The sequence below is a fragment of the Herbiconiux sp. VKM Ac-2851 genome, from assembly GCF_013205105.1.
Taxonomy (GTDB): Bacteria; Actinomycetota; Actinomycetes; order Actinomycetales; family Microbacteriaceae; genus Herbiconiux; species Herbiconiux flava.
The window spans coordinates 178,103-193,075 of sequence record NZ_JABMLJ010000002.1 but is presented as its reverse complement, the minus strand read 5'-3'; the positions used below and the strand labels follow the sequence as shown (position 1 = coordinate 193,075).

13 protein-coding genes are annotated in these 14,973 nt (G+C 74.6%); 8 read left to right on the top strand and 5 right to left on the bottom strand.

Annotation, left to right across the window (positions count from 1 at the left end; translation table 11 throughout):
- Positions 1-17 precede the first annotated feature (17 nt).
- The 4 genes from HQQ85_RS07585 to HQQ85_RS07570 form a co-directional block, all read right to left on the bottom strand.
- Positions 18-3,005: an aminotransferase gene (locus HQQ85_RS07585; RefSeq protein WP_173181936.1), complete on the bottom strand. Its 2,988-nt coding sequence runs from the start codon at positions 3,003-3,005 to the stop codon at positions 18-20.
- A 107-nt stretch (positions 3,006-3,112) separates the two neighbouring features.
- A complete protein-coding gene (locus HQQ85_RS21455) occupies positions 3,113-4,477 on the bottom strand; it encodes a glycosyltransferase family 2 protein (RefSeq protein WP_371741809.1) in 1,365 nt (454 codons plus the stop codon).
- Positions 4,474-5,400: a hypothetical protein gene (locus tag HQQ85_RS07575; RefSeq protein ID WP_173181934.1), complete on the bottom strand. Its 927-nt coding sequence runs from the start codon at positions 5,398-5,400 to the stop codon at positions 4,474-4,476. Before HQQ85_RS07575 ends, HQQ85_RS21455 begins: the two co-directional genes overlap by 4 nt.
- 47 nt (positions 5,401-5,447) lie before the next feature.
- Complete coding sequence (locus HQQ85_RS07570) at positions 5,448-6,359, bottom strand: WcbI family polysaccharide biosynthesis putative acetyltransferase (protein WP_173181933.1); 912 nt, start codon at positions 6,357-6,359, stop codon at positions 5,448-5,450.
- Positions 6,360-6,433: 74 nt separating this feature from the next.
- Between HQQ85_RS07570 and HQQ85_RS07565 the strand changes: the two genes are divergently transcribed.
- The 6 genes from HQQ85_RS07565 to HQQ85_RS07540 all read left to right on the top strand — a co-directional run bounded on the left by HQQ85_RS07565 (position 6,434) and on the right by HQQ85_RS07540 (position 12,801).
- Positions 6,434-7,564 carry a hypothetical protein gene (locus tag HQQ85_RS07565; protein WP_173181932.1) on the top strand — a complete coding sequence of 377 codons (1,131 nt, stop codon included), beginning with the start codon at positions 6,434-6,436 and terminating at the stop codon, positions 7,562-7,564.
- Positions 7,565-7,571: 7 nt separating this feature from the next.
- A complete protein-coding gene (locus HQQ85_RS07560; protein WP_173181931.1) occupies positions 7,572-8,612 on the top strand; it encodes a siderophore-interacting protein in 1,041 nt (346 codons plus the stop codon).
- Entirely contained in the window at positions 8,609-9,694 is a 1,086-nt protein-coding gene (locus HQQ85_RS07555; protein ID WP_173181930.1) for an iron ABC transporter permease, read from the top strand. Before HQQ85_RS07560 ends, HQQ85_RS07555 begins: the two co-directional genes overlap by 4 nt.
- Complete coding sequence (locus HQQ85_RS07550; RefSeq protein WP_173181929.1) at positions 9,691-10,749, top strand: iron chelate uptake ABC transporter family permease subunit; 1,059 nt, start codon at positions 9,691-9,693, stop codon at positions 10,747-10,749. Before HQQ85_RS07555 ends, HQQ85_RS07550 begins: the two co-directional genes overlap by 4 nt.
- Positions 10,746-11,693, top strand: coding sequence for an ABC transporter ATP-binding protein (locus tag HQQ85_RS07545; RefSeq protein WP_173181928.1), 948 nt, complete (start codon positions 10,746-10,748; stop codon positions 11,691-11,693). Before HQQ85_RS07550 ends, HQQ85_RS07545 begins: the two co-directional genes overlap by 4 nt.
- A gap of 91 nt (positions 11,694-11,784) precedes the next feature.
- Positions 11,785-12,801, top strand: coding sequence for an iron-siderophore ABC transporter substrate-binding protein (locus tag HQQ85_RS07540; protein WP_173181927.1), 1,017 nt, complete (start codon positions 11,785-11,787; stop codon positions 12,799-12,801).
- A gap of 94 nt (positions 12,802-12,895) precedes the next feature.
- Here the strand turns inward: HQQ85_RS07540 and HQQ85_RS07535 are convergent, their stop codons facing one another.
- On the bottom strand, positions 12,896-13,396 hold the full coding sequence (locus HQQ85_RS07535; RefSeq protein ID WP_173181926.1) for an Lrp/AsnC family transcriptional regulator: 501 nt from the start codon (positions 13,394-13,396) through the stop codon (positions 12,896-12,898).
- Between the two features lie 109 nt (positions 13,397-13,505).
- Here HQQ85_RS07535 and HQQ85_RS07530 point away from each other — a divergent pair, with 109 nt between their 5' ends.
- Entirely contained in the window at positions 13,506-14,606 is a 1,101-nt protein-coding gene (locus tag HQQ85_RS07530; RefSeq protein ID WP_173181925.1) for a Glu/Leu/Phe/Val dehydrogenase, read from the top strand.
- A 138-nt stretch (positions 14,607-14,744) separates the two neighbouring features.
- On the top strand, positions 14,745-14,918 hold the full coding sequence (locus tag HQQ85_RS07525; RefSeq protein WP_173181924.1) for a CsbD family protein: 174 nt from the start codon (positions 14,745-14,747) through the stop codon (positions 14,916-14,918).
- Positions 14,919-14,973: the final 55 nt, after the last annotated feature.

Genomic DNA, 14,973 nt, shown 5'->3' with positions numbered 1-14,973 from the left:
CCAGCGGATCCCGCTCCTCACCACCCCGTCGTCAGCACGTGGTCGAGCTCGTCCGCGAAGCGGTCGGCGTCGGCCACGGTCAGCGTCAGCGGCGGCTTGATCTTCAGCACGTTCTGCCGGTCGGAGGTGGGCTGCACGATGATGCCGCGGGTGAGCATCCGCTCGCACACCGCCGCGGTCTCGAGCGGCGCCGGCTCGAGCGTCACGCGGTCGCGCACGAACTCGACGCCGAGGTAGAGGCCGAGGCCGTGCACCCCGCCGATCAGCGCGTGCCGCTCGCCGAGGGCCTGCAGGCGCGCCTTGAGGTGGGCGCCCACGGCCCGCGCGTTCTCCTGCAGCCCCTCGTCGCGGATGATCTCGAGCACCGCCAGCCCCACCACCGAGCTCACCGGGCTGCCGCCCGCCGACGAGAAGAAGTACCCCTGCGAGCGGTAGGCGTCGGCGATGGCTCGCGTGGTGATGACGGCACCGAGCGGATGCCCGTTCCCGGCCGCCTTGGCCACGGTGACGATGTCGGGCACCACGCCCTGCTGCTCGAAGCCCCAGAAGTGCTCGCCGAGCCGGCCGTAGCCGACCTGCACCTCGTCGGCGACGCAGAGGCCGCCGGCGGCGCGGACCGCGGGGTAGACGGCCCGGAGGTAGCCGTCGGGCAGGGGCAGGCCGCCCGCGTTGCCGTAGAAGGGCTCGGCGATGAAGGCGGCCGGGGCGTGGCCGTCGCTCGCGAGCTCCTCGATGAGGGCGACGGCCTCGGGTGCGTAGCGGGCCGCGTCGGCGCCGCGGTGGCGGCCACGGTAGGAGTTGGGGGTGTCGAGGGCGTGGATCCACGGCGGCCGCGACTCGAGCGCCCCCGGGTTGTCGGCGACGGAGGTCGAGACGGCGTCGGACGCGAACGTCCACCCGTGGTAGGCCTCGCGCAGCGCGACCGTGTGCTGATGACCGGCCCGCGCCCAGGCGATGCGCAGCGCCAGATCGACGGCCTCGCTGCCGCTGTTCACGAGGAAGACGGTGTCGAGCGGGTCGGGCAGCAGCCCCGCCAGCCGCTCGGAGAACTCGACGATGCTCGCGTAGTTGAACCGCGAGTTCGTGTTGAGCAGCTCGAGCTGCGCGCTGACCGCGTCGGCGATGCGCGGGTGCGCGTGCCCCACGGACGCCACGTTGTTCACCATGTCGAGATAGGCGCGCGCCTCGGTGTCGACGAGGTGGTGCCGCCAGCCGCGCTCGATCTGCGGCGGGTGGGCGTAGTAGTGCTCCTGCACCTCGGCGAGCGACTGCTCCCGCCGGGCTAGCAGCCCCTCGCCCCCGTGCGGGGTGGCGGATGCGCGAGGCGGTGCGTCGGGGAGCAGCGAGGTCGGGTTGCCGACGAGGGTGCCCCACGCCTCGGCCAGCTCGGGGGTGGCGAACGACGGAGTGATGACGGGGTCGGCGGCGGGGTGGAGGACGCGGATCGTGAGGTGCGTGGTGGCGGTGCCGAGCAGCTCACCCGCGGTCACCGCGGTCGGTGCGGCTGGGGTGAGGCCGGTGAGCTCGAGGGTGGCGGTCGGGGTGCGGAGGAGCATCCGCTCGCCGTCGACCGTGACGTCGCCGGGCCAGGGGGCGTGCACGGGCTGGGGCTCGGCGAGGTGGAGCTCGACGCCGAGGGCCGCCGTGGGCGCGTGGGGGTCGTCGAGCCGGGTGCGGGTGAGGCGGCGCTCGCCGAAACGGAGCACCGCGGCGGCCACCCCTCCGGTCAGCACCCCGCCGCCAAGCACGCCACGGGACAACGCTCCGCCCGCCAGGGCCTCGACGGCCAGGGTGCGCTCGGCGTCGGGGTCGAGGAAGCGGCCGCGGGCGAGTGCCGGGGACGTCGTGGAGAGGTCGAGAGTCGCGAGCGGGCGGCCCACGAGGCCCGGGAGGAGGGGCGACGCGGCAGCGGGCACCGACAGCGCCGGCGCCGGGAGGCCGAGCGCAGCGCGGAGGGCCGCCGTGAAGACCGGCGCCGGTACCGACGTCGCCACCTCGAGGATGCGGTGCTCGTGCGCCGCGTTCGCCGCCGTGTACTCGTTGCCCGGGTCGATCGCGGCCGCGTGGTGCGCGCTCGCCACGAGGGTGGCCGCCCGGGCGACGACGAGCGGCCAGAGCGCATCGACCTCGGCGGCCTCGAGCGGCACCAGCGCGTGGAACGCCGTCACCGCCGGCAGCACCGACAGCACCGTCGCGTCGGAGTGGTGCAGCACCGACGAGCACGTCACCGCAAGCTCGGCGATGCGCCACGAGTGCATCACGTCGCCGAAGTCGATGATGCCGAACGGCTGCAGGCGTCCCGCCTCGTCGCGCTGCGCCACCACGTTGTCGTCGGTGATGTCACCATGGATCACCTGCCGCCGCAGCCCGGGGTCGAGCCTCTCGACGACCGGCCAGACGGCGTCCATCGACGCCCGCAGCGACCGAGCGGTGGCGGCGTCGGCGAAGGGCAGCAGGTCGTCGACGAGGTGGCGGGCGTTCCGCAGGTCCCACTCGAGGTCGCGGTCGGTTCCCGGATGCGCGAACGCCGCCAGCGCCTGCACCGAGCGGGCGGCGAGCGTTCCCAGCCGGGCCACGACCGACGGCGCGAGGTAGCCGGGGCCCGACAGCGTCGACCCCTCGAGGAAGTCGAGCAGGCGCACGGGCAGACCGGCGCCGTCGACGACGGCGGTGCCGACCCGTTCGCCGGTGAGTGCCGGGTGGGTGCGCGGGGTGGCGACGTCGCCCGGGGACGCTCGCACCGCATCCGCCGCCGCCGACTGCGCCTCGAGCTCGGCGAGCGACGTCGACGGGTTCGCCACCTTGAGCAGCAGCGGCGCGGCACTCGGCGCTGGACGCAGGCGGAAGTTCGCGTCGGTCTGGCTGCCGAGCGACGTCACCTCGAGGCCCTCGCGCGCCAGCCCGAACACCTCCGCCGCGATCTCGGCGGCCTGCGCCTCGGAGACGGCGGGCGCCGCCGTGACGGTCTCGGCGAACGATCGGCGCGGGGCAGAAGGCTGGTGCATGCCCTCAGTATCCCGAAGGCGGCCCAGGCCCCGCGCCCACCTGACACAAGTTGTGGACAGTCGAGTCGACCTGACGCACGGTGTGGAAACTCGACGGAACGGTCGGATCAGTCGGCCCAGCCGCCGAGGTGCGCCGCGAGCTCGGGTTCGGCCGGAAGGGCGCGGAGGGCCGCCCGGCGGCGCTCGGTCGTGAACTCGTGCGCGTCGGGGCGGCGCTCGCAGCGGTGCTCGGCGCGTTCGGCCGCGACGGTGAGGGTGACCGCGGAGCCGGTGACGGTGAGGGCAGGGCCGGTGAGGTCGGGGGCGGGGCCGCAGAGCTCCACCCATCCGAGGTCGCCGGTGCCGACGTCGTCGGTCGCCCGCGCCAGGGCGGCGCAGAAAGCCGCGCGATCGGCGCGGGGGACGGTGAAGAGGGTGTCGGTCGTGACGGTGACGCGGGCATCCGCTCTGCTGGTGATGGCGGAGCTTCGCCCCAGCACGCGGTCGTCGCCCGGGAAGAGGGCGGCCAGGGCGTCGTCGACCACGATGCGGGCGGTGGGGAGGGCCTCGAGGAGGAGGTCGGCGCAGACGGCGGTCGCCGCGGGGGTGCCCGGCGGGAGGGTGACGACGATGTCGGCGGCAGCGCTGCGGAGACCGCGGCCGACCGAGCCGGGCACACCGATGCGGTTGAGGAGGAGGAGGGTCTCGCGGTTCATCCGGCGGCGGAGCTCGTCGGGGTCGTCGCTGCGGCCGCTGACGTCGGGGCCGTTGTGCCAGGCCACCGCGGTGGGCACGTGGGCGAGCACGGCGCCGCGGGTGAAGGCGCGGTGGGCCCACTCCCAGTCCTCGCCGCCGTACTCGTCGAAGCTCTCGTCGAAGCCGCCGGTCGCGGCGAAGAAGGCGCGGGAGCAGGCCAGCACCGAGGAGATGACATAGCGGTAGGAGCGGTGGTCGGCGTCGCGGAGGTCGTGCGAACGGGCGTAGGCGTCGCGCAGCCACGCGGGCTCGGGCAGCTCGGCGCGGGGGCCGGCGAGCTCGACGGGAGTGGCGTAGTCGGCCGGCGAGAACGCCGCGTGCCTCCGCCGCCCGACCGTCACCGCGTCGTCCCGCACCGCGGGCAGCCGCGTCAGCTCGGTGACGTACCCGGGCTCGGGCGCGGTGTCGGCGTCGAGGAAGCACAGCACCGACCCCCGGGCGACGGCGGCGCCCCGATTGCGCGCGGTGGCGGCCCGGAAACCGCGATCCGGCAGCCGGATCAACCGCACCCCCGGCGGCACCTCGGGCGCCGTGGCCGAGCCGTCGTCGACCACGATCACCTCGAGCAGATCCTGCGGGTGGGTCTGCCGCGCGAGCGCCCCGAGCGTGCGCGCGAGATCGCCCGGCTGCTCGTAGTGCACGACGACCACCGACACGAATGGCGGATGCTCGGGCCGCACCCTGTCGAGCACCGTCCAGTCGTTCCCCGGCACCCGCACCTCGACCTCGCCGCTCACCACGCGACCCCCCGCCAGAACTCCCGGTACAGCGCCGCGACCCTCCCCGTGTCGGGCCCCAGCCGCCCGCGGGCGTCGTCGTCGAGCCACGTGCTCGAAGGGTCGTCGAGCGCCGCCGCGATCGCCGCCGGCAGCTCGTCGGCGGTCGTCAGCGTGAGCGATCCGCCGTGCAGCTCTGCCATCTCCTGCATGTACGGGCTCGAGACGACGACCGGCCGCCGCCCCGCGCTCAGCCACGACGCGAGCGACCCCGACGCCGAGACATGCTCGTGCGCGATGACGGGCACCGTCGTCTGCCGGCTGCGGGCGAGCAGTTCGTCGTCGGATAGGTAGCCCGTCACGACGAATCCCACGCCGAGCGACGCGGCGAGCGACTCGAGCGCCGCGAGATCGCGCTCGTGACCGGCGGATGCCCGTCCCAGCACCTCCACGCCCGCCGACCCCGCCAGCGCCGCGACCGCCCGGATGACCCGGTCATGCCCCTTGCCCGGATACACGAACCCCAGCACGCCCACCGTCAGTTCGGCGCCCCGCACGGGCTCCCCGGCCGGATGCGGATCCACCGGCAACGGGATGACCGCCGCCCGCGCCGCCCGCGAGGTGTGCCGCCGCAGCAGCCGCAGCTCGTGCTCGCTGTTCACCACGACCCCCGCAGCGGCGTCGATCACGCGGCGGTACGCGTCCGAGCGCAGCCGCAGCCCCTCGTCGCCGTCGGAGGGCTGCGGCACGTCGTGCAGCGTCACCGAGACCGTGCCGCCCGAGGCGAGCTGCTCCACGGCGGTCGCGGCGGCTCCGGGGTCCGCGCCGAACAACCGGTCGGTGAAATGCAGATGCCGGCGATGCGGATGCGCGGCGGGGGCGGCGCCGATGCCACTCTCCGAGGCCCCGAGCGCGTCGGCCAGCTGCTGCGCGTACCGTGTCACCCCGTGGCGCGGGTCGCTTCCGATGTGGAGGCGCGGGAGAGGCGCGGTCACGAGGCGAGCCCGAGCAGGCCCAGCGTGGAGTCGTGCCGGGCGAGCCCGGCGGTCACGGCTCCCGGGTGCTCGGCGTACCAGGCCAGGTGAGCCGAGCGCACGTCCTCCGCCGACAGCGACCGCCCGTCGACGATCCAGTCCACCGTCGGCTCGGAGGGCAGGTCGAAGGCCTCGATCACCACAGCCTCGCGCGGCGCGTGCACGGAGTCGAGCAGCGGCCCGCCCGGGTCGGCCGCGGGCCCCGGCAGCCCGAGGTGCGAGAGCACGCGCTCGCCGAGCGCCGCCCAGACGGGGTTGCCCGGGTGGTTGATCGTGCGCATCAGCGCGAACGACGGCGCGGCGAACAGATCGGAGGCGACCACCGTCCCGTGCCGCTCCTCCCGCGAGCGGAGCGCGGCGATCGACTCGGCGGCGACGGCGCGCACCGCGTCGACGGTCAGAGCGGGCAGCCGCAGCCCGGCCGCCTCGGCCAGCACGGCGGCGTCGTGGTAGGCCACTAGCGGCGGGGTCGCCGACGGGTCCTCCGGCGGGCGGATGATGAGGTGCCGCGGGTACAGCCCGGCGAAGCGGATGACCGGGAGCACCGCGTGCCGCGTGCCCGGCCGGGTCTGCGCGAGCAGCTCGCGCGTGCCGAGCGGCAGCCCGCGGTAGCCGTCGCGGATCGGCTGGGCGACCACCGCATCCGCTCGCTCGAGCCAGGCCCCGAGGAAGGGCAGGTCGTCGGCGGTGAGCTCGTGCACCGGCGGGATGCGCACCGTCGTCGCGGCCGAGGACGGCACCACGAGGCGCAGCGACTCGGCCTGGCAGTTGCCGAGGGCGAGCAGCACCGTTTCGCCGGCACCGACCGCGGGCCGGGAGTAGAACGCGCTGTAGTGCCGACGGCGCGCGTCGTCGAGGGTCGGGGTCACTCTCCCCAGTCTCGTCCGAAAGCGGGAGACCCGCACGAGCGGAACCCCCCGCTTCGGCCTAGCCTCGAACCGACATGAGTGCGCGCCCGAACCCGATCCGCGTGGCCAGCGTCCCGGCAGGGCATCCGTACGTGCGGGCCGTCGCCCCGGGCCCCGGGCTCGCCCGCCTGTTGCCCGACCCCGAGCTCGGCCGCCCGCCCGGTCAGTGGTGGCCGCCCGCCCTGTTCGACCCGGCCTATCTGCGCCAGAACCTCGACGGTTTCGACCTGCTGCACGTGCACTTCGGCCTCGAGTCGGTGCCCACCGCCCAGCTGGTCGAGGCACTCGGGCTCGTTCGTGCCGCCGGGCATCCGATCATCTTCACCGTGCACGACCTCGAGAACCCGCAGCTCGTCGACCAGACCGAGCACCTCGTGCGGCTCGACGCCGTGATCGCCGCCGCCGACGAGCTCATCACGCTCACCCCGGGGGCCGCCGCCGTCGTCGCCGAGCGCTGGGGCCACCCGGCGACGGTCGTTCCGCACCCCCGCATCGCCGAGCACTACCCGTCGGTGACGCAGGTTCCGGATGCGCGCCCGCGCCTCGGCGCGCACCTCCGCGACCTCAGGCCGAACATCGACGCGCTCGCGGTGGCACGCTCGCTGGCGGCCGGCGCCCGGGCGCTCGCCGCAGCGGGGCGACCGGTCGACGCCGTGCTGCGGCTCGACGAGCGGGTGCGCGACGAGGCGACGGCCGCCGAGCTCGAGCGTTTCGTGCAGGACGAGGGCGGCTCCACCCTCGAGCGCAACTCCACCCGCGACGGCGGCCGCACCCGCGACCGCGGCCTCACCCTCGAGCGCGGCCCGCGGCAGAGCGACGTCGAGCTCGAACGCTGGATCGCCGGGCTCGACGTCGCCGTGATGCCCTACTCGCACGGCACCCACTCGGGCTGGGCCGAACTCTGCTGGGATCTCGGCGCCGCGGTCGTCGACGACGGCCACGGCTTCATCGCCGAGCAGCTGACCGACGGGGTCGTCCGGGGCGTCGAGGGCGAGGTTCCGGAGGCGCTGCTCGCCCGGGCGCTCGAGCTCGCGACCGCTCCGGGCTCGCCCGAGCGCGCCGCCGTCGTCGCGGCCCGCCGGGCCCGGCGCGACGCGGAGCACGACGGCATCACCCGGGCGCACACCGCGGTCTACCGTCGCGCCCTCGGGGACGTGCGTGCATAATTAGGTAATGCTTACCTATGTACCGCGCACCGAGTCGGATCGCGACGGGCGCCCCTCGTACCGCCCGTTCCGGGCCGAGGTCGTGCGCGTCGTCGAGCTCAGCCCGTGCTTCCGCCGGGTGACCTTCACCGGCCCGGACTTCGGCGACTTCGGCACCGCGGGGCTCGACCAGCGCATCAAGCTCGTGCTCCCGCACGCCGACGGCAGCATCGGCGACTGCGGCTGGGACGATCCCGCCGTGCTCTCCGACGGCACCTGGTACGAGCGCTGGCGCACGCTGCCGGCCGAGGCGCAGAACCCCATCCGCACCTACACGGTGCGCGCCATCCGCTCGGCCGAGCGGGAGCTCGACGTCGACTTCGTCGTGCACACGGCACCGGATGCCGCCGGCCGGCACGCAACGGCGTCGGCGGACGGGGTCGCGCCGGTCGCGCATCCGCCCCTCGACGGCGCAGCCACCGGAACCGCCGACGGCCCCGCCGCCGCTTGGCTCGCGGGTGCCCGCCGGGGCGACGAGCTGATCATCGTCGGGCCCGACGACCGCAGCCGCGACTACGCCCTCGGCCTCGACTGGCGGCCAGGCGAAGCCATCGACTACCTGCTCGCCGGCGACGAGACGGCGGCTCCGGCCATCTGCGCGATCCTCGAGTCGCTGCCGGCCGGCACCCGGGCGCACGCCTTCATCGAGGTGCCCTGTTCCGACGACGCGCAGCCGGTGCAGACCGCGGCCGAGGGCTCGGTGACCTGGCTCGCCCGCGACGAGGGCGGCGTGCTGCAGGATGCGGTGCGCGGCTGGCTCGACACCCATCGCGAGGCGATCGCCCCGGCTCTCGCCGAGGGCGCCCAGGAGCTCGCCGACATCGACGTGGACGTCGACATGCTCTGGGACTCGCCCGTCGACGTGCACGGGCGGTTCTACGCTTGGCTGGCCGGGGAGTCGGCCGCGATCAAGGCGCTCCGGCGGCTGCTCGTGAGCGAGGTCGGCGTCGACCGCCGCAAGGTCGCCTTCATGGGCTACTGGAGACGCGGCAAGGCCGAGGGGTCATGACGCGGGCCGCTCCGGCGGCAGCATCCGCTCGTCTCGCCCGGCAGGGCCGGCGGGGCCGGCCGGCCCGTGTGCTCGGGCTCGCCGGGCTGCTGCTGGGGGTCGTCGTCGCAGTGGCGCTGAGCCTGCTGCTCGGGTCGCGGGCGATCGACTTCGGCACGGTCGTCGCGGCGTTGACGGGTGCGGGTGGCGGCGGTACCGGCGGTGGCGGCGCTTCGGGCGGTGCCTCGACCGAGCAGATGGTCGTGCTCGACCTGCGCGTGCCGCGTACGGTGGTCGGGCTCGTCGCGGGCGCCGCGCTAGGGCTCGCCGGGGCGCTGATGCAGGGGCTGACCCGCAACCCGCTGGCCGACCCCGGGCTGCTCGGCGTGAACTCGGGGGCGTCGCTGGCCGTCGTGGTCGCGATCTCCGTCTTCGGCGTCACGAGCCCCATCGGCTACATCTGGTTCGCCTTCGCGGGTGCGGCGCTCGCGGCGATCGTCGTCTACGTCGTGGCCTCGGGGCGCACCGGGCCGACGCCGCTCAGCCTCACGCTCGCCGGAGCCGCGGTGACCGCGGTGCTGACCTCGCTGATCACGCTCGTGCTGCTCCGCGACCTCGACACCCTCGGCCAGTACCGCTTCTGGTCGGTCGGCTCGCTGGTCGGCCGCGACGCCTCGACGGTGCTGCCGCTGGTGCCGTTCCTCGTGCTCGGCGCAGTGCTCGCGCTGGTGCTCGGCCGCGGGCTGAACGGCCTGGCGCTCGGTGACGACGTGGCGCGCGGGCTCGGGCAGCGGGTCGGGCTGACCCGCGTCGTGGCGGGGGTCGCGATCATCCTGCTCTGCGGCTCGGCGACCTCGCTCGCGGGTCCGCTGGTCTTCGTCGGGCTGGTCGTGCCGCACCTGGCGAGACGGATGATCGGCACCGACTACCGCTGGATCCTGCTGTACTCGGTGCCGCTCGGTGCCATGCTGCTCGTGCTCGCCGACACCGTCGGGCGCCTGATCGCGCAGCCCGCGGAGCTCGAGGCCGGCATTGTGGTGGCCCTGATCGGAGCGCCCGTGCTGATCGCACTGGTGCGCCGCGACCGGGCGGTGACGCGGTGAGCGGCGGAGGCGCGCTGCGCCGGGTGCGGGCCGCAGGGCTCCACCGTCTCGTCGTGGTGTGCGGCCTGCTCGCCCTGCTGCTCGGTGTGATCGCGGTGCTGGCGCTGATGCTCGGCGACCGCGTGGTGGCGCCGCAGGACGTGCTCGCCGCAGCCGTGGGGCAGGGATCGGGAGGCGACCGCTTCGTCGTCCTCGGCCTGCGGGCGCCGCGGCTCGCCCTGTCGCTGCTCGTCGGGGCCTGCTTCGGGCTGGCCGGCTCGGTGTTCCAGAGCCTGCTCGGCAATCCGCTGGCGAGCCCCGACATCATCGGCATCTCGCAGGGTGCGAGCGCGGCCGCGGTCACCGCGGTGCTGCTGCTCGGCGCGAGCGGCCTCGCCGTCTCGGGCGCCGCGTTCGCCGGGGCGGTGCTCGCCGCGGCGCTCATCCTGCTGCTGGCCGGCCGCGTCGGCCGCTCGGGCGCCGTCGGATCGGGTGGCTCCGCCGGTTCGCGCTTCGTGCTGATCGGCATCGCCCTCGCCTTCCTCGCCCAGGCCCTGATCGGCTACCTCCTCACCCGCGCCGACGTGCGCGACGCCCAGGGCGCCCTGCTCTGGCTGGTCGGGAGCATCGGCACGGTGCAGGTGGCCGAGCTCGTGGTCACCGGTGTCGCGGCCCTCGTGCTGGCGGTGGCCCTCGTCGTGCTCGCTCCGCGGCTCCGGATGCTCCAGCTGGGCGACGAGGCCGCCACCGCCCTCGGGGTGCGCGTGACCCCGGTGCGCCTCCTGCTGCTGCTCGTCGCGGTGGCGTTCGCGGCGGTGGCGACGGCGGCCGCGGGCCCCGTGGCCTTCGTGGCGTTCGTCTCGGCGCCGATCGCGCGGCGCCTCGTCGGCGGACTCGGCCCCGCCCTCGTCGCCAGCGCCCTCGTCGGCGCGGTCGTCGTCAGCGGAGCCGACGTGCTCGCCCAGCACGCCGTCGCCGGGCTGCAGGTGCCCGTCGGCATCGTGACCGGCCTCGTCGGCGCGCCCATCCTGCTCACCCTGCTCGCGCGGGGCAACCGCACCAGAGGAGCCGCATGACCTCCCTGCCCCCCGACCGCGCCGCCGACGTCACCGGTGCCGGCCACGACGTCCCCGGCCCCGACCGCGCCGCCGCGCATCCGTCACCCGAGCCCGCCGAAGACGCCACCGGGCGGGGTCGCGCGGCCGCGCATCCGGCACCCGAGCCGCACGAGCTGCGGGCCGACGGCCTCACGCTCGCCTACGACGGCCGGCGGGTGGTCGAGGGCCTCGACGTCGTCATCCCCGACGGGCGCGTCACCGTCGTCGTCGGCCCGAACGCCTGCGGCAAGTCGACCCTGCTGCGATCGTTCGCCCGGCTCCTCCGCCCCGAGAGCGGAACCGTGACCCTCGACGGCACCGAGGTGCACCGCTACCCCAGCCGCCGCCTCGCGACCCAGCTTGGTCTGCTGCCGCAGCAGCCGGTGGCCCCCGAGGGCATCACGGTCGCCGACCTCGTCGGTCGCGGCCGCTTCCCGCGGCAGGGCCTGTTCCGGCAGTGGACGGCCGACGACGACCGCGCCGTCGACGACGCCCTTCGCGCCACCGACACGCTCGCCATCGCCGAGCGCCGCGTCGAGGAACTCTCGGGCGGCCAGCGCCAGCGCGTCTGGATCGCCATGGCCCTCGCCCAGCAGACCGACGTGCTGCTGCTCGACGAGCCCACGACCTTCCTCGACGTCACGCACCAGATCGAAGTGCTCGACCTGCTGCACGAGCGCAACCGGGTGCAGGGCATCACGGTCGTGATGGTGCTGCACGACCTCAACCTCGCGGCCCGGTACGCCGACCACCTGATCGTGATGTCGGCCGGGCGCATCGTCGCCGAGGGGGCGCCCGCCGAGGTGATCACGCCCGAGACCGTGCGCACGGCGTTCGGCCTCGAGTCGCTGGTCGTCACTGATCCGGTGAGCGGGTCGCCGATGGTCGTGCCGAAGGGCCGGTTCCACGGCGGAGCCGGCTGAGCTGTTCCGTGGGCCGGGTCGATGGCCTATGGTTGTTAGGTAAGCCAAGCCTTACTCCACAGTATCCTGAAGACCCCGACTGGAGACACCCGTGCCCCGCCGACTGAAGCTCGCAGCCCTCACCGCATCCGCCCTCGCCGCCGCCCTGGTGCTGGCCGGATGCTCGACCGGCGCCTCGGGCGACGCCCCCGCCTCCGACTCCGCCGCGGCCGGCGGCGACGTCACCATCGGGCACGCCTTCGGCGAGACCACCGTGCCCGCCGACCCGCAGAACGTGGTCACCCTGGGCTGGGGCAGCACCGACGCCGCGATCGCGCTCGGCACCATCCCGGTCGCCATCCCCTTCGACTCCTACGCGGGTGACGACGACGGAGTTCTGCCCTGGGTGAAGGAGGCCGTCGAGACGGCCGGCGCCGAGCTGCCCGAGATCCTGCCCGAGACCACCGACGACGAACCGCCCTACGAGGCGATCGCCGCGGCCGACCCCGACGTCATCCTCGCCGTCTACTCGGGCATCACCGAGGAGCAGTACGAGACCCTCAGCCAGATCGCCCCCACGGTCGCCTACCCCGACCAGGCGTGGAGCACCCCGTGGCGCGACGTCGTCACGACGGTCGGCAAGGCGCTCGGCAAGGACGAGCAGGCCACCGAGGTTCTGCAGGGCATCGACGACCAGCTCGCCGCGGCCGCCGCCGCGCATCCGGAGTTCGAGGGCAAGACCATCGCCGCCGTCTGGGACGTCGCCGGCACCTTCTACGTCTACAAGAAGGAGGACCCGCGCGTCGAGTTCATGCTCGACCTCGGCTTCGAGAGCGCCCCGGCCGTCGACGAGCTGGCGAACGGCGACTCGACCTTCTTCTACACCCTCAGCTACGAGCAGCTCGACCAGCTGAAGGCCGACGTGGTGCTGAGCTACTCCGACACGCAGGCCGAGGCCGACGCGTTCCTCACGGCGCCGCAGACCTCGGTCATCCCCGCTGTGCAGGCCGGGAACGTGGCGCAGCTCGTGGGCACGCAGTACATCGCGGCCGTGTCGCCGCCCACCGCGCTCTCGCTGCCGTGGGGCCTCGACCAGCTCGTCGACGCCCTGGCCGCCGCGACGAAGTAGCGCGGCTGCGCCACGGCGCTCGGAACGCCGGCGTCGGGGGCCCCACACCCTCGGCGCCGGTCTCCTCGTCGACGCCCCGGCATCGCCCCGCGGGCTACAGCAGCTGGTGCATCCGTCGCCCGAGGAGCTCGCGCAGCACGATGGCGGTCGAGGTGCGACGGATGCCCCGGCACTCCATCAGCGCCTGCGTGATGCGGTAGACGTCGTCGGCGTCGACCGCGATCACCTCGATCTGCAGGTCGCTCTCGCCCGAGATGCCGAGACAGCCGACCACTTCGGGGATGCGCGCGATCTCGTCGATCAGTCCCTCGAACCGCGCCTGGTCGATCTCGGCGGTGACGAACGCGCGCAGCGGCCGACCGACTGCAGCGGCGGGCACCTTCGTGGTCTCGGGCAGCAGAACGCCGTCATAGAGGCGACGGATGCGCGCCTGCACGGTGCCGCGCGCGAGGTTCAGGCGCTCGGCGAGGTGCGCCACTGTCGCGCGCGGCACCCGGTCGAGCTCCCTCAGGATGCGCCGGTCGGTCGCGTCCAGCAGCGGATCGGCGTCTCGCGAGACGGTCGTGGCCGAGGTCGTGGTCGGGTCGGTGGTCATCTGTCATTCCGATCAGTCTCGGCGCTCTGCACTGGGCGTGATTGGGCGTTCTGACCACTCAGAGTAGTCACTCTTGCGGCGCTCGAGGCGCGATCGGATCATGGTGGTCATGACGATCACCGCCGACCATCGCGCCTCCGCCCACCTCGCCTCCGCCCACCTCGCCGATGCCGACTCCTTGCTGTCCGCCCGCCCGCATCCCGCGGGGCACGAGCGCGTGGAGGTCGTGCGCGGCGCCCGCTCCGGCCTCGTGATGATGGTCGCCGTGCACTCGACGCGACTCGGGCCGGCCCTCGGCGGCTGCCGCCTCTGGCACTACGACACCGTCGACGACGCGCTCGCCGATGCGCTGCGCCTCTCGGCCGGCATGACCGCGAAGAACGCCCTGGCCGGCCTCGCGCACGGCGGCGGCAAGGCCGTGATCATGGCCCCCGACGAGCCGCTCGACGCGGCCCGGCGCGAGGCGGCCTTCCTCGACCTCGGCGACCTCGTCGCGAGCCTCGGCGGAGCGTACGTCACCGCGGAGGACGTCGCGACCGGCTCGGCCGACATGGCGGTCGTCGCCCGGCGGACGTCTGCGGTCGTGGGGCTGCCCGAGGCCGACGGCGGCCACGGCGACCCGGGGGAGTACACGGCTCGCGGGGTCTACAGCGCTCTGCTCGCGGTGCTCCCGCGCATCCGCTTCGCCTCGCCGACGGGCCTGCGGGTCACCATCGTGGGCTTCGGGCAGGTCGGCAGCCGGATCGCGCGCGTGCTCGTCGAGGCCGGCGCCGTCGTCAGCGCGACCGACGTGAACCCGGCCCGCCGGGCGGCCGTCGAGGAGCTCGGCGCCACCTGGGTGTCGCCGACGGACGCGCACCGCCTCGACACCGATGTCTTCGTGCCGGCCGGCGTCGGCGGCATGCTGAGCAGCACCGTCATCGACGAGCTGCGCTGCCTGGCCGTGGTGGGCCCGGCGAACAACCAGCTCGCCGAGGCCGACGGCGGTGACCGGCTGGCGGCGCGCGGCATCCTGTACGCGCCGGACTACGTGGTGAACGCGGGTGGCGTCATCCACCTCGGCTCGCCGGGCTCGTCGCGCGAGGAGGTGCTGGCGCGCATCGACGCCCTCGGCGCCCGACTCGACGAGGTGCTGGCGCTGGCCGAGGCCGAGGCGCTCACGCCGTCCCGCGCGGCCGACCTCCTGGTGGCCCGCCGCCTCGCCGCCTGACCCGCCCTCGCCGGCCCGCGCGTTGCCACAAGTTGTGTCAGGTGGGCGGCGGCTGTGAGTCGGTTGCGCGCCGGACGCGGAGGGCCAGAGTGGAGCGTGAGGGCGATCAGCCCCCAACGACGAGAGAGGAGCCCCACGATGAGTGCAGGCGACAAGATCGAGAACGCGGCGGAGAAGCTGGGCGGCAAGGCCAAGGAGGCCTTCGGCAACGCCACCGACGACGACTCGAAGGTGGCCGAGGGCCGCGCCGACCAGTCGAAGGCCGACCTGAAGAACGCGGGCGAGAACGTCAAGGACGCGTTCAAGCACTGACCGCGCGATCGCAGTAGCCGACACGGCCCTCCACCCTCCGGGGCGGGGGGCCGTT

Bases quoted from the DNA above. Each gene is read 5' to 3' on its own strand.
- HQQ85_RS07585 (WP_173181936.1), bottom strand. From the start codon at position 3,005: ATGCACCAGCCTTCTGCCCCGCGCCGATCGTTCGCCGAGACCGTCACG.
- HQQ85_RS07565 (WP_173181932.1), top strand. From the start codon at position 6,434: ATGAGTGCGCGCCCGAACCCGATCCGCGTGGCCAGCGTCCCGGCAGGG.
- HQQ85_RS07560 (WP_173181931.1), top strand. From the start codon at position 7,572: ATGCTTACCTATGTACCGCGCACCGAGTCGGATCGCGACGGGCGCCCC.
- HQQ85_RS07555 (WP_173181930.1), top strand. From the start codon at position 8,609: ATGACGCGGGCCGCTCCGGCGGCAGCATCCGCTCGTCTCGCCCGGCAG.
- HQQ85_RS07545 (WP_173181928.1), top strand. From the start codon at position 10,746: ATGACCTCCCTGCCCCCCGACCGCGCCGCCGACGTCACCGGTGCCGGC.
- HQQ85_RS07535 (WP_173181926.1), bottom strand. From the start codon at position 13,396: ATGACCACCGACCCGACCACGACCTCGGCCACGACCGTCTCGCGAGAC.
- HQQ85_RS07530 (WP_173181925.1), top strand. From the start codon at position 13,506: ATGACGATCACCGCCGACCATCGCGCCTCCGCCCACCTCGCCTCCGCC.
- HQQ85_RS07525 (WP_173181924.1), top strand. From the start codon at position 14,745: ATGAGTGCAGGCGACAAGATCGAGAACGCGGCGGAGAAGCTGGGCGGC.